Annotated in this window: 15 protein-coding genes; 6 read left to right on the forward strand and 9 right to left on the reverse strand. The window is 73.8% G+C overall.

The features are described 5' to 3' along the window. Nucleotides 1-267 (reverse strand): TSUP family transporter (locus EFE23_RS19925; protein WP_148058488.1); only part of this gene is annotated, 267 nt, incomplete at its 3' end. Nucleotides 268-848: 581 nt separating this feature from the next. Here EFE23_RS19925 and EFE23_RS19930 point away from each other — a divergent pair. Then, nucleotides 849-1655, forward strand: coding sequence for an ABC transporter permease (locus tag EFE23_RS19930; RefSeq protein ID WP_233601075.1), 807 nt, complete (start codon nucleotides 849-851; stop codon nucleotides 1653-1655). Then, the gene (locus EFE23_RS19935; protein WP_158675891.1) at nucleotides 1652-2398 is read left to right on the forward strand and encodes a phosphatase PAP2 family protein; all 747 of its coding nucleotides are present in this window, start codon (nucleotides 1652-1654) and stop codon (nucleotides 2396-2398) included. Before EFE23_RS19930 ends, EFE23_RS19935 begins: the two co-directional genes overlap by 4 nt. 192 nt (nucleotides 2399-2590) lie before the next feature. Here EFE23_RS19935 and EFE23_RS19940 read toward each other — a convergent pair whose 3' ends face one another. The 8 genes from EFE23_RS19940 to EFE23_RS19970 all read right to left on the reverse strand — a co-directional run bounded on the left by EFE23_RS19940 (nucleotide 2591) and on the right by EFE23_RS19970 (nucleotide 8697). Beyond that, nucleotides 2591-2875 carry a DUF3040 domain-containing protein gene (locus tag EFE23_RS19940; RefSeq protein ID WP_123242459.1) on the reverse strand — a complete coding sequence of 95 codons (285 nt, stop codon included), beginning with the start codon at nucleotides 2873-2875 and terminating at the stop codon, nucleotides 2591-2593. 182 nt (nucleotides 2876-3057) lie between these two features. After that, nucleotides 3058-3432, reverse strand: a complete 375-nt coding sequence (gene crcB / locus EFE23_RS19945; RefSeq protein WP_123242460.1) for a fluoride efflux transporter CrcB — start codon at nucleotides 3430-3432, stop codon at nucleotides 3058-3060. After that, on the reverse strand, nucleotides 3429-3770 hold the full coding sequence (locus EFE23_RS19950; protein ID WP_123242461.1) for a DUF190 domain-containing protein: 342 nt from the start codon (nucleotides 3768-3770) through the stop codon (nucleotides 3429-3431). The genes crcB (EFE23_RS19945) and EFE23_RS19950 overlap by 4 nt, the downstream gene beginning before the upstream one ends. Beyond that, on the reverse strand, nucleotides 3767-4252 hold the full coding sequence (gene crcB / locus EFE23_RS29045; RefSeq protein WP_233601076.1) for a fluoride efflux transporter CrcB: 486 nt from the start codon (nucleotides 4250-4252) through the stop codon (nucleotides 3767-3769). Before crcB (EFE23_RS29045) ends, EFE23_RS19950 begins: the two co-directional genes overlap by 4 nt. Nucleotides 4253-4400: 148 nt before the next feature. Next, on the reverse strand, nucleotides 4401-5060 hold the full coding sequence (locus EFE23_RS29050; protein WP_233601077.1) for a hypothetical protein: 660 nt from the start codon (nucleotides 5058-5060) through the stop codon (nucleotides 4401-4403). Between the two features lie 53 nt (nucleotides 5061-5113). Further along, the gene (gene eno / locus EFE23_RS19960; protein WP_123242463.1) at nucleotides 5114-6367 is read right to left on the reverse strand and encodes a phosphopyruvate hydratase; all 1254 of its coding nucleotides are present in this window, start codon (nucleotides 6365-6367) and stop codon (nucleotides 5114-5116) included. 93 nt (nucleotides 6368-6460) lie between these two features. Next, nucleotides 6461-6982 (reverse strand): hypothetical protein, encoded by a 522-nt coding sequence (locus EFE23_RS19965; protein ID WP_123242484.1) that lies wholly within the window; start codon nucleotides 6980-6982, stop codon nucleotides 6461-6463. Beyond that, nucleotides 6982-8697 (reverse strand): PHP domain-containing protein, encoded by a 1716-nt coding sequence (locus tag EFE23_RS19970; RefSeq protein WP_123242464.1) that lies wholly within the window; start codon nucleotides 8695-8697, stop codon nucleotides 6982-6984. Before EFE23_RS19970 ends, EFE23_RS19965 begins: the two co-directional genes overlap by 1 nt. A gap of 272 nt (nucleotides 8698-8969) precedes the next feature. Between EFE23_RS19970 and EFE23_RS19975 the strand changes: the two genes are divergently transcribed. The 4 genes from EFE23_RS19975 to EFE23_RS19990 all read left to right on the forward strand — a co-directional run bounded on the left by EFE23_RS19975 (nucleotide 8970) and on the right by EFE23_RS19990 (nucleotide 13581). Continuing rightward, a complete protein-coding gene (locus tag EFE23_RS19975; RefSeq protein ID WP_123242465.1) occupies nucleotides 8970-10193 on the forward strand; it encodes an MFS transporter in 1224 nt (407 codons plus the stop codon). A 133-nt stretch (nucleotides 10194-10326) separates the two neighbouring features. Beyond that, nucleotides 10327-12057, forward strand: a complete 1731-nt coding sequence (locus EFE23_RS19980; RefSeq protein WP_158675892.1) for a dynamin family protein — start codon at nucleotides 10327-10329, stop codon at nucleotides 12055-12057. Then, nucleotides 12057-12551 carry an inorganic diphosphatase gene (locus EFE23_RS19985; RefSeq protein ID WP_123242467.1) on the forward strand — a complete coding sequence of 165 codons (495 nt, stop codon included), beginning with the start codon at nucleotides 12057-12059 and terminating at the stop codon, nucleotides 12549-12551. Before EFE23_RS19980 ends, EFE23_RS19985 begins: the two co-directional genes overlap by 1 nt. Nucleotides 12552-12561: 10 nt before the next feature. Further along, a complete protein-coding gene (locus EFE23_RS19990) occupies nucleotides 12562-13581 on the forward strand; it encodes a cation diffusion facilitator family transporter (RefSeq protein ID WP_123242468.1) in 1020 nt (339 codons plus the stop codon). Nucleotides 13582-13585: the final 4 nt, after the last annotated feature.

Genomic DNA, 13585 nt, shown 5'->3' on the forward strand with positions numbered 1-13585 from the left:
GCCGGTGACGGCGCAGGGCACCGCCCCGAGGGCGAACCAGCCCACAAGCGGCCAGTTCAGGTCCTTCCGGTTGAACCACACCCGGGCGCCGTTGCTGGACAGTTGGGTGAGGGTCAGCATCGGCACCGCCGCTCGCAGCCCGAACAGGGCGGTGAACACCGGCAGCAGCAGGACTCCGCCGCCGAATCCGGCGACGGCGGACAGCCAGGCCAGCGCGAACGCCGCCGCTGACGCCGCGGCGAGCGTGCCGAGAAGGTCGCCGTTCATCCGAGCCCGACAGGGGTGGACGTCGTGCCGGTGTCGGCACAAGGGGCCGGGAGAGAGATCACGGGGCCCACTTCGGGGTGCTCCCTTCGTCTCAGGCTGGTGCAGGTGTCACGTAGCGGACCAGACGGCGGCATCTGGAACGGTACGGCCCGACGGTACGCCGTCCCGCCGCATCGGGATCACGGCGGTGGGGTGGAGCCGTTCACCCGAGGACACCCCAGCCTGGACGTGGGAGTGCCGTCGGAGGTGGGGCGGGGTCGGTCGACCGGCGGAGCGGGGGCATACCGGGGTGGGAATCGCCGCTTGGCCGACTGCCGTGGGCTGGAGGGGCGGTGGGGATCCGAGCGCGGTGGGGCGGGTTGCTGTAGCGTCGGGCCGTACGGTCGCGGGTTGGCCGTCCTCGGCGGTGGGGCCCGCCGTCCCGGCGTGCGGTCGGGAGAACCGCGGTCGACCGCCAACGGTCCCTACCAGTGGACGCCTGTGCTGGTAGGAGTGACTGTGCCCGACGTGATGGATCCGATCCCGGTAGCCGGGCCAGCCGTCTGCATGCTGCGGCCGGGCTGCGTGCGGGGGCGGGCCTGGTGACCGTGTCGGGTGCGGCGGTGACGGCGGGGCCGCGGCTGGCGGTGGTGCTGTTGGTGTTGACGGCGGTGGCCGCTGTGGTGGCCTGGTTCGGCCGGCTGGGTCATGCCCGGCAGATCGGTGTCGCGGCGGTGCGCGCTGCCGGGCAGTTGGCGGCGGTGTCCCTGCTGATCGGTGCGATCGTCGCGTCGGCGTGGTTCACCGCGGCGTTCGTGGTGCTGATGTGTGTGGTCGCGGCGTGGACGTCGGGCAGGCGGATCACCGGTCGGGGCGGCCAGTGGTGGGCGGCGCTGCCGATCGCGGCCGGCAGTGTTCCGGTTGTGGTCGCTGTGGTCGCGGTGGGGCTGGTTCCGGCGCGGGGGATCGCGGTCATTCCGGTGGCGGGGATCCTGATCGGCGGGGCGATGACCGCCACTTCTCTGGCCGGCCGGCGTGCCGTGGATGAGCTGGTCGGCCGTCGTGGCGAGGTCGAGGCCGCCCTCGCGCTGGGTATGGGTGACCGGGAGGCGGCCCTGGAGATCTGCCGGCCGGCCGCGGGTCAGGCCCTGGTGCCGGCGCTGGACCAGACCCGCACGGTCGGGTTGGTCACTCTCCCCGGCGCTTTCGTCGGGGTGCTGCTCGGTGGGGGCAGTCCGCTGGCCGCCGGAGCGACCCAACTGTTCGTGCTCGTCGGTCTGCTCGCCGTGGAGGCGATCGCGGTGGTGGTGACCGTTGAGCTGGCCGCCCGGGGCCGGCTGCGCCGGCCCGCCGCCGGACCACCCCGGCCACGGCGGTCATGGCGACGTTACGCAGGGAGTGTTCAGTGAACGAATCAGTGGTCCGGCCGGCCCTGCGGGTCAAGGCGAGGCCGGGCGGTGCCACCACGTCGTGGCGGTGGGCGGTGGTTGCCGTCGCGACCTTCGTCACGCTGGCGATCACGTACCCGATGCTGGTGGGCGCCGACCTGTACGGGCACCGGTGGGCGCTGGCGCACCGCGGTGGCGTGGTGGCGGCCGTGGCGGCGCACGTGACCCGCGGCGGCCAGTTCACACTGTTGCTTCCGGTGGTCCTCGCGGTCGGGTTCGGCGCGGCGTGCGGCGGCGCCGGTCGGCGGCTGCGTGCGGCGGCCGGTCTCGTCGCGGTGTTCACCGCCGGGACGCTGGTGCGCTGGGCGGTGGCGGAGACCATCGCCCGGCCGCGACCGCCTCGGGTCGAGTGGATCGGTCCGGCGTCCGGGTACGCGTTCCCGTCCGGCCACACCACCATCGCGACGCTCGGCGCCGGGGTCATCGCCTGGGCGTTGACCCGCCGGTGGGACGATCCGCTCACTCGTGTGGTGATCTGGGCGGGCGCCGCCGGCTACGCGCTGGCCGTCGGCTGGTCGCGGGTGTGGCTGGGCGTGCACTGGCCCACCGACGTGATAGGCAGTTGGTTGCTCGCGATCGGGTGGCTAACCGGCGTCCGGTGGGCGCTGTCCCGCGGGCGCGCGGGCGGCGTCGCCCGGAGGGCGCCGGACCGGACCCTACCTGCGGCGGCGCCGGCCACGGGCGAGACAGCCCCACACCCGTAACCCGGCGGCGGCGAAAACCCGTGGCACCGGCGGCGGGGCCTGCCGCTCCGGATCAGCTCCGGGAAGCTCGTGGGAGACCGCGATGTGGTGTCATCGACGTCAGCGTGATCCGCCGCTGGCCGGGTGAGATTCGCCGAGCGGGTTTCCCGCATCGCCGGAGTCGTCTGGGACGGTCGTGCCCCGTGTGCCTGGCTAGGTGGGCGCGTCGAGGTGCGGGCAGGTGACCAGGGCGCTGGCGAGCGCGGATGCGAGGGCGAGGAGAAGCAGCGCGCCGGACAGCAGCGGCCGGCTGTGCTGGGCCGCGCTGAGCACGACGCTGCTGGCGGAGCCCAGGAGCAGCAGGCCTCGGTGCCGTCTGGCCTGCCGGTATTCCCGGGGTGGCGCCGGTCTGCCCCGGCGGAAACTCTCCACGAACTCGGGGTCGTCGGTGGTGAGGTTGGCCACGAGCTCGTCGAATCGGTCGGCGTCGTCGCGCATGTGCCGTCACCGCCTCCAGCGGTCAATCCTGCACCGGCGACCGGACGCTGCCGCCCTGTGCCGCCGGAGAGCTGCACGGCTGTGACGGCCACAATAGGCCCGGGCGACCCTGGTGCCCATCGTCCGTACCGGCCGATCTTCGGCTCGGCTGCCCGAGCCCGTGTGCGGTGAGACGTGGGCGGTCAGGGCCACACGGCCTGGGCGACGCTGACGCCGACGAACGCGGCGCCGAGGCCGGCGGCGACGCTGATGCCGGCGTTGAGCAGGCTGTAGAAGCGGGCACCGTCCTCGAACAGGCGGATGGTCTCGTAGCCGAAGGTCGAGTAGGTGCTTAACGCCCCGCACAGGCCGGTGCCGAGCAGGGTGACCAGGGGAGCGGGAACCGCGCCGGCGGCGGCCCCGCCGATGAGCACGCCGAGGATGAACGAGCCGAGCACGTTGACGGTGAAGGTGCCCCAGGGGAAGACGGAGTCGTGGCGGGCCTGCACGGCCCGGTCGGCCATGTAGCGCAGCGGCGCGCCGAACGCGGCGCCGAGCGCGACGAGGACGAGGGTCATCCGGCGGTCCGGCCGGTGTAGCGGATCACCTCGACGGGGTCGATGATCACGAGGCCCTCGGTGATGAGCTCGTCGAGTTGCGGCAGGAACGCGCGGATGCGGTCCTCGGCGTCGACGATGATCACCGCGATGGGCAGGTCTTCCGACAGCGACAGGATGCGGGTGGTGTGCACCCGGGAGGACGCGCCGTACCCTTCGATGCCACGCAGCACGCTCGCGCCGGCGAGCCCGGCGGCGTGGGCGCGGTGGACGATCTCGTGGTAGAGCGGCTTGTGCTGCCAGGTGTCGTCCTCACCGACGAAGATGGTGAGCCGGGCGGCGGGGCCTTCGAGTTTCACCGGTGCTCCTTTCGCCGGGGGTGCAGCCCGGTGAGCAGGCGGGCGATGATGATGCCGGTGTAGACCGCGGCGAGGGCGGCGGCCAGGGTGCCGGCGAGGTAGAGCAACGCCACCCGGGGGTGACCGGCGGCGACGGCCTGCTGGATGTCGACCGCGTAGGTGGAGAAGGTGGTGTAGCCGCCGAGCATGCCGACGCCGAGGAACGGGCGGATGAGCCGGTGCGCGGTCCACGCCTCGGTGATCAGCACCATGAGCACGCCGATGAGCAGGCAGCCGGAGACGTTGGTGACGAACGTGGACCAGGGGAACTCGCCGGGCTGGTGGGGCCAGGCCAGGCTCAGCGTGTAGCGGGCGGTGGCGCCGATGACGCCGCCGGCGGCGATGGTGGCCAGCAGGCTGGCGGTGCCCCGGCGCAGCTCGACACGTTGCCGGGCTACGTGCAGGTCGACATCGGGGTCGGTGGGCAGCTGTTCGGGTCGCACGGTGGTCACCTCCCTACCAGTAGACGACACGTGTGGCCGCTGGCAGGGACCGTTGGCGGTGTCCGCGGTTGTCCCCGTGCCTGTGGCCGGGGGCGGCGGGCCCCACCGCCGCGGGCGTACGCCCGGCGCCAAGTCTACCGCCGGCGGGTCAGCCCGCCGGTCGGGGTGGGTCGACGTCGGTGAGCAGGCGCAGTTCGGCCTCCCGGGCGGCCCAGTCGTGTTGCAGCCGGGCCGGCCAGCCCTCCCATACCGGGGTGCAGTGGTAGTAGGTGGACTGGGCGCCGTCGGGGACGCGGATGTGCACCCGTACCGGCAGCCGGTGTGGCCACCGGTCGGGCAGTCGCATGTCGGCGCGGTCGGGCAGGGCGGGAAGGCCGTCGGCGGCGCGGGTGAGGTTGATCGCGTCGTGCAGCAGCCACCAGAGTCGCTGGTCGGCGTCGTCGCATCGGGACAGCGCCCGGACGCTCCCGGGCCAGTCGCGCGGCCAGCGCGGCGTCGGCCACGGCGAGGCCCCTCCGCCCGGCCGTGCCCACGATCCGCGCCCCGGTCGGTGGGGCGGGGCCGGGAACCGGCCGGGGCAGCCAGGGCAGCAGCGCCAGCAGGTCCATCGGCCCTCGTCGGCGCAACCGTCGTTGACGGCTCGGGCGAGCGCCGCCAGCATCGGGTCAGCGCCGGTGGGGTGGTCGGTCCACCGGCCGCCGGGCAGGGCGGCGACGAGTTCGGCCAGGCGGGAGCCCTGCCAGGGATGGGCGTGGTGGCCTGGCCCCGGCAGAGCACCGCCCGTGTCATGCACGCTGGTGTGACTCATGGCACACCTCACCCGGTCCGTACGTCGAGTACGCGCCCGGCCCGGCGGGCTGGCTACCGGCCGTACGGCAGCCGGTCGGCGGCTTCGATCTCGATGAGCCGGTTGTACTTGGCGACCCGCTCCCCCCGGGCCGGGGCGCCGGTCTTGAGCTGCCCGCAGCCGGCGCCGGTGGCCAGGTCGGCGATGAACGCGTCGGCGGTCTCGCCGGAGCGGTGCGACACCATCTGCGCCCAGCCGGCCTGCCGGCAGATCCGCATGGTGTCGAGGGTTTCGGTGACGGTGCCGATCTGATTGACCTTGATCAGGGCGGCGGTGCCGGCGCGCCGTTCGATGGCCCGGGACACGATGACCGGGTTGGTGACCAGCAGGTCGTCCCCGACGAGCTGCACCCGCTCGGCGAGCCGCTCGGTCAGGCGGGTCCAGCCGTCCCAGTCGTCCTCGGCCAGGCCGTCCTCGATGCTCCACACCGGGTACCGGTCGACGATCGCGGCGTACCGGTCGATCATCTCGTCGGCGGTGAGCGCCTCCCCGGCGACGTGGTAGCGGCCGTCGCGGTGGAACTCGCTGGCCGCCGGGTCCAGCGCGATCGCCACGCCGTCGCTTCCGGCGGTGTAGCCGGCGTCGCCGATCGCCGCGACCAGGGTGTCGAGCACCTGCTCGGGCTGTTCGATGTCGGGGGCGAAGCCGCCCTCGTCGCCGAGGCCGGTGGCGAAGCCGGCGTCGGCGAGGCGGGCGCGCAGCGCCGCGTACACCTCCGCGCCGGCGCGGACCGCCTCGGCGAGGGTGGGCGCGCCGACGGGGGCGATCATGAACTCCTGGAAGTCGAGGCGGTTCGGGGCGTGCGCGCCGCCGTTGACCACGTTGAAGTGCGGCACCGGCAGGCGAGGCGCCACGCCGTCGGGAGTCAGGTACCGCCACAGGGGCTTGGCCGCCGCACCGGCGAACGCCCGCGCCGCGGCCATCGACACGCCCACGATCGCGTTGGCGCCCAGCCGGGACTTGTTCTCGGTGCCGTCGAGGTTGACCAGCGCCTCGTCCAGGGTCGCCAGGTCGGGGAACTCGCGGCCGGTCAGCGCGTCGCGGATCTCGCCGTTGACGTGCCCGACGGCGGTCAGCACGCCCTTGCCGCCGTAGCGGTCCTTGTCGCCGTCGCGCAGCTCGACGGCCTCGCCGCTGCCGGTGGACGCCCCCGACGGCACTCCTGCCCATGCGGTCTGCCCGTCGGCGGTGGTCAGGGTGACCGACAGGGTGGGCCGGCCCCGCGAGTCGAGGATCTCCACCGCCTGCACCGACGCGATCCGTGCCATCCGAATGCCTCCCGAGCGTGTTTGTCTGTCGTGGCCGGTGTTCAGTCTGCCCCTCGCGGGAAGTTGCGCAAGCCGTTCCCCGGCGACAGTGGGTCAGTGGTCGGCGCAGCAGGGAGTGGAGCGCTGCAGTTCGAAGGGGGCGAGGGAGCCGCCGGGGGCGGGTCGGGTGACCAGGGTGAGGCGTCCCTCACGCCATTGGGGGCGGACGTAGTCGAGGGTGTGCAGCACGGTGCCCGGGGTGGCCGGGGCGCCGCCGAGGATGACGACCTGTTCGATGGCGCTGTGCCGGATGACGTCGGCGACGGTGAGGGTGCCGGTGAGCTGTTCCTGGCCCGGGTAGTGGATCGCCCGCCCGGCGGTGCGGGACCGATGTTCGGCCGCCGCCCGGCGCGCGCCGGGCGTGGCCTGCGCGTCTCCGGCGGGCAGGTCGGCCAGTTGCCGCGGATCGGTGGCAGACAGAGACACCGCGACGTGCGGGTGCGGCTCGTGGACCAGGTGGGTGCAGGCGATCAGGCCGGCCGGGTGGCCGAGCCGGTGCACGAGTTCGTGCAGCCAGTGCTCGGCCACCTCCACTGTGCCGTGGTCCAGGTCCAGGCCCACGATGGTGTGGTTCATCAGCGGGTCAGCACCCACATCGGGTTGCTGTAGAACCAAAGGTCCTGCCACGGGTCGGCGTCGCCGAGCACGTCGGCGGCCGGGCCGTGCGGGTCGACCGCCGCGCCGAGCAGGCCGGGTGCGCTGCGCCGGCCGTCGGTGCCGCGGATCCGCAGATACTTCGGCCCGTCCAGCTTGGGCAGCCGGAACACGAATTCGCGGTGGTTGTCGGCGGCGGTCACCTCGAACGACTTCACCACCCGGGTGTTGGGGGTGGTGAAGACGTCCCGGTCGGACACCGGGCCGGTGACATCACCGACGATGACGTCGATGCGGGCCAGCTGCGGCACGAACCCGGCCCAGTTGGCCTCGGCGGGCAGGCCCACGCGGATGCGCAGTTCGACGTCGTCGCCGCGGCGCACCAGCAGGGTGCCGCCGAGGGTGACCTGACCGCCGGCGGCGCGCAGCCACACGTCCAGGTCGTCGAGCAGCCGGCCGTGGTCGACCCAGACCCGCCCGTCACGGATGCCGGCCATCACCGCCGCGTACGAGCGGGTGGCCGCGCCGACGTGGGTGCGGCTGTAGTAGCCGGGCCAGAAGTCCCCGTTGCCGAGGTTGACCCCGCCACCGTAGACCGGGTCGTTGTAGTAGCCGTTGCCGGCGAAGTCACTGCCCGGCCCGCGGGTGGCCGAGTCGGCGTAGACGGTGTGCGAGTCGGAGTTCGCGGTGATCCACCACGGCTTGCCCTCGGCCAGGAGGCTGTCCCACAGCCCACCCACGGTGGCGGTCATCCAGTCGAACCCGCCCCAGGTCACGTAGCTCTCCAGGGGATAGCCGGGGAACGAGTCGGGGCCGGGCTTGCTGTCGTAGTAGCCGCGACCGGACCCGGGGCCCAGCGGCGCCTTGATGCCGGCGGCCTGATGACCGGGGGCGCCTTCCATGCCCACGGCGATGTGCGGCTGGGCGTCGCGCCAGCCGCGGATCTCGTGCGGGGAGTCGATGCCCTTGCGGGAGGGGTGGTTGGCCAGGAACAGCGCGTCCGGGATGCGCTTGCGGCGCACCGCGTCGGCGAGGAAGTTCACCCCGGCGATCGCCAGCGCCTCGTTGGCGGGGGTGGACGCGGTGGTCTTGGTGACGGTGCCGTCGAAGGAGTTCTCGAACTCCTTGAGCACCGCGACCTCGTTGCTGCCGGGGTGGACGAACACGGTGCCGTGCTCGGCGGCGGGGATGTTCCACTCCAGGCCCTGGAAGACGAGCATGTCGCGGTGTAGATCCCTTGCCCGGCGGATGTCCGGGTTGACCTTCTCGACGCCGACCTTCGCGTGCTGCTCGGTGCCGTGGTCGGTGATCACCATCCAGTCCAGGCCGTACGCACTGGCGTGCCGTACCTGGTCGGCGACCCGGTACACCCCGTCCGGGCTGAACTGGGTGTGGATGTGGTGGTCGCCGGCCAGCCAGGCGTAACGGCCGGTCCGGTCGCCGCGCGGGTCCACACCCTTGGCCTGCGCCGACGCGGATCCGGCGAGCAGGTCCGCGGCGCCGCCGCCGACGACGCCGGCCGCCGCCGCGCCGGCGCCGAGCAGGCCGGCCCGGCGCAGGAATCCGCGCCGGGACACCTCACCGGGGGACAGCTCGCTGTCCGGGATCGCGGCATCAAGCACGGCTGGGATCTCCCCGGCCGGCTCGTGCGGGTGGGTGTGCGGGTGCTGGTGGCTGTGCTGGTGGTCGTGTCCCATCGACTGCCGCTCCTCGGCTCGAATGCCAAACGTTCCGCCCCGGGACGTTTGCGGCAGGCAACGAACGCCCGGTAGCGGGCGTGCGGGGCGGACGTGAACAGTCGTCGACAGGGCCCGGACCCGCCGCCACGTCTTCACCCGGCGCCGCCCGATCGGCTACCGTGGGCCACGCTCACGGCGGTGGGGCCCGCCGTTCCCGACCGGGGAGAACCGCGGCGACCCGCCGCCAACGGTCCCTACTGGTGCGTCGCGTGCGCTGGTAGGAGGCCGACATGTCCGGTGACGATCCTCGGCGGGTGGCCGCAGCCGCCGGATCTCGGCGCGCCGCGCTGCGGTTCGTGCTGCTCATCGGCGTGGTCAGCATGTTCTCCGACATGGCCCACGAGGGCGCGCGCGGTATCACCGGCCCGTTCCTGGCCACTCTCGGCGCCTCCGCCGCCACCGTCGCGATCGTCGCCGGTTTCGGCGAGCTGCTCGGCTACGCGTTGCGGTTCGTCTTCGGCTACGCGGCCGACCGCACCGGCCGGTACTGGCCGATCACGCTGTTCGGCTACGTCGTGCAGATGGCCGTGGTGCCGATGCTGGCGCTTGCCGGTAGCTGGCAGGTCGCGGCGGTGCTGATCATCGCCGAACGCACCGGCCGGGCGATCCGCAACCCGGCCCGCGACGCCATGCTCGCCCACGCCACCGGCGAGCTCGGCCGGGGGTGGGTGTTCGGCGTACGGGAGGCCCTGGACGCCTTCGGCGCGATGCTCGGCCCGCTGCTGGTGGCTGCGGCGATCTGGTGGCGCGGCGGCTACCGGGTCGGGTTCGCGGTGCTGCTGGTGCCGGCGGTCCTGACGCTGGTGGTGCTGCTGCTGACCTGGCGGTGGTATCCGGTGCCGGCCCGGCTGGAGGTGACCGAGGGGCTGCCCGAGGGGACCGGCCTGCCGGTGGCGTTCTGGACCTACCTCGCGGCGATGGGCCTGATCGCGATGGGCTACGCCGACTACCCGCTGATCGCCTACCACTTCGGGGCCGCCCGGGTGCTGTCGCCGCACCTGATCCCGGTGCTGTACGCGGCCGCGATGGCCACCGAGGCGGTCGGCGCGCTGGTCCTCGGCCGGCTGTTCGACCGGATCGGTCTGCTGACCGTGGTCGCCGCCACCGTGCTGACCGCGATGTTCGCCCCGTTGGTGTTCCTCGGCGGGCCGGTGCTGGCGGTGGCCGGCGTGGTGCTGTGGGGCGTGGGTATGGCGGCGCAGGAGTCGGTGGTCAAGGCGGCGATCACCGGCATGGTGCCGGCCACCCGGCGGGCGTCGGCGTACGGGCTGTTCGACACCGGGTTCGGTGTGCTGTGGTTTCTCGGCAGTGTGGTGCTCGGCCTGCTGTACCAGTGGTCGCTGCCGGCGCTGGTGGCGTTCTCGGTCGTCGTCCAGCTGGCGGCGATCCCGCTGCTGCTGCTGACCCGCCGCCGCCTGCCGCGGCAGGCGCGGCCAGCCCCGGCCGGTGGCTGAGCCCGGTCTCTCGGCTGGCGGGCGGCGCGATCACCGATTATCGTCGGCGGCACAGGCGGTGGGGCCCGCCGTCAACCGCGGACACCCGTCCGCCAACGGTCCCTGTTCCGGTACGCGGAATGGGGAGGCGTGTGTGCGGACCGATCTCGACGGCTTGCTCGCGCGGGCGCTCGCCGTCGCCGACGGCGACGACCACGTACGCCTGGCGGCGCTGCGCCGCCGCTGGCGTGAGCGGCGCCTGCGGGTGCTGGTCGTCGGCGAGGCGAAGCGAGGCAAGAGCACCCTGGTCAACGCGCTGCTCGGACGGCCCGTCGTGCCGACCGGCGTGACGCCGGTCACCGCACTGCCGACCATCGTGCGGCGCGGGCGGCCGGAACGCCTGCAGGTCGACCACCTCGACGGGCATACCGCGCAGCACCCGCTGGCGGACCTACCCGACCTGGTCACCGAGACCGGCAACCCGGACAACATCCGGGGCGTCGCCGACCTGGTCGTGCACCTCGACGCGGTGCTGCTCGACGACCTCGACCTGGTGGACACGCCGGGCGTCGGGTCGGTGTTCGCCCGCTCCGCTGCGGCGACGACGACCGCACTGGACACCATGGACGCGGCGGTGTTCGTCGTCTCGGCGGACCCGCCGATCTCTGGCAACGAACGGGCCTTCCTGACCGAGGTGCGGGACCGCTCGGTGGCGCTGGCCTGTGTGATCAACAAGATCGACAACGTCCTGGCCGCGGACCGGGACGAGGTGGTCGCGTTCACCACCGGGGTGGTCACCGAGACGGTGCACCGGGAGGTGCCGGTCTTCCCCGTCTCCGCCCGGCAGGCCCTCGCCGGCGGCGACAGTGGGATCGGTGCGCTGCGCCGGTGGCTGACCGAGGACCTGCGGGCCCGGCGTGGACACGATCTCGCCGCCTCGGTGGCCGGACACACCGCCCGGATCGTCGGCCGGCTGCACGACGCGGCGCTGCTTCGCCGCCGGGCCGCCGAGCTGACCGCCGCGCAGGCCGGGGACCGGGTCGAGCTGTTCGCCCAGCGTCTCGACGCGGTGGCCCAGCAGCGCCGCGACGATCTCGACATCGCCGCGGCGACCGTCGCCCGGATGCTCGGCGAGCTCAACGCCGCCGCCGCGGCGGACACCGTACGACTGGCCGGCCGGCTGCGGCGGGCGGTGGCCCGCCACGTTGACGCCCAGCCGGCGGCGCGGGCCGCCGAGTTGGAGGACCGCTGCCGGGCCCACACGGTCCAGCTGATCCGCGCCGAGGTCGACCGCTGGCGGGACCAGCGGGAGCGGGTGATCACCGCCGAGTTGGCGGCGCTCGACGAGCGGCTGGCCGGGGCGATCGCGGCGCACCTGGCGGCGGTCCGCGACGCCGCGCGGGAGCTGCTCGACCTGGACCTCGTGATGCCGGCGCCGGCCGGACCACTGCTGCCCCCGGTGCGGGTGAGCTACGACTTCGCCGAGCCGATCGGCACCACCGTCGCCTGGTCGGCGGCCCTGCGTCGGCACCTGCCGGGCAGGTGGGGCCGGTCGGCGGTCCGCGCCCACCTGCTCGACGAGGTGGACCCGCTGCTCGGCAAGCAGCTCGGTCGGGTCCGTTCCGCGCTGCAGCAGGCGTTGCGGGCGAGCACCGACGCGCTCGGTGCGGCGATCGACGACCGGGTCGGCGAGGCCACCGGCGGGCTGCGCACCGCACTGGCCGCCGCCCGCGCGACGGCCGACGACGCCGACACCGCCGCGCTGATGCGCGCCCTCGACGCCCGTATCGCCGAGCTCGCGGCGCTGGCGGCGGACCTGGCCGTGGCCGCCCTGCCGGCCCGAACCGACAGCAGTTCCCTCCGTGACGAGAACAAGGGTGTGTGATGGACGTCGAGATGATCGTCGAGATCCCGGCCGGATCCCGGAACAAGTACGAGATGGACCACCGGCTCGGCCGGATCCGCCTCGACCGCACCCTGTTCACCGCCACGGCGTACCCGGCGGATTACGGCTACGTCACCGGCACCCTGGCGGAGGACGACGATCCGCTGGACGCCCTGGTGCTGCTCGCCGCGCCCACCTTTCCCGGCTGCGCGATCCGGGTCCGCCCGATCGGTGTGTTCTGGATGCGCGACGAGCACGGCCGCGACGCGAAGCTGCTCTGCGTGCCCAGCGACGACCCCCGCTGGGCCCAGGTGCGCGACATCACGGACGTGAGCCCGCACGTGCGCGACGAGATCGGTCACTTCTTCGACATCTACAAAACCCTCGAACCCGGCAAGCACGCCGACACGGCTGGCTGGCAGGGCAGCGCCGAGGCCGGCCGGGTGCTGGACGCCGCTCGCCGTCGCGCCGCCGAGGCGCCGGCCGATCGCTGAGGAGAACGCGATGACGGTTGACGGCGCGCTGTTGCGGCCCGACGCCCCGACGCCGCCGGCCGGCGGCGAGACCCGTACCACCGTGCTGGTGGCCCTGGCCGCGAACCTGGTCATCGCCGTGGCGAAGGCGGCCGGCGGGGCGGTGTCCGGGTCGCCGGCGTTGCTGTCGGAGGCCGCCCACTCGGTCGCCGACAGCCTCAACGAGGTCTTCCTGCTGACCGCGCTGCGCCGCAGCCGGCGGCGTGCCGACCGGACCCATCCCTTCGGGTACGGCAAGGAGCGGTTCTTCTGGTCGCTGCTGGCCGCGGTCGGCATCTTCGTCACCGGCGCCTGCTTCAGCGCCCTCCAGGGCTGGCAGGCACTCACCTCCGGCCACGCGGAGCGCGAGGCGTTCCCGGTGGTCTACGCGGTGCTCGGCGTCGCGTTCGTGGCCGAGTCGGTTTCGCTGGCCCGGGCGCTGCGGCAGCTACGGCGAACCGCGCGGGCCACCGGCCGCCGGCTGCGCGACCAGGTGCGTGACCACAGCGACCCGACGGTACGGACGGTGACCGCCGAGGACGGCACCGCGGTGGTCGGGGTGGTGCTGGCCGCCGTCGGCGTGGTGATGCACCAGCTGACCGGGTCGGCGGCGGCCGAGGGGGCCGCGTCGCTGGCCATCGCCGGGTTGCTGGCGTTCGTCGCCTACCGGCTGGGCCGGGACACCATGGGGCTGCTCATCGGCGAGGCCGACACCCGGCTGACCGACACCGCCCACCGGTGGCTGTCCGAGCAGCCGGAGATCGACACCGTGCTGACCGTGCTGACCATGCAGCTCGGCCCGGACGAGGTGCTGCTGGCCGCCCGGGTCGACCTCGCCGACGGCCTGGACAGCGACGGCGTCGAGGCGGTCAGCGGCCGGATCAAGTCCGAGCTGAGCCGCCGGCTGCCGCAGCTGACGCAGATCTTCCTGGACATCACCGACGCGACCGACGGCGACCGGGAACGGGCCCGCCGGCACCTGGCCGCCCTGACCCGCCCTGCGGCCGGCTGACCCG

Source organism: Micromonospora solifontis (genome assembly GCF_003725545.1).
In the GTDB taxonomy this organism is placed as follows: domain Bacteria; phylum Actinomycetota; class Actinomycetes; order Mycobacteriales; family Micromonosporaceae; genus Micromonospora; species Micromonospora solifontis.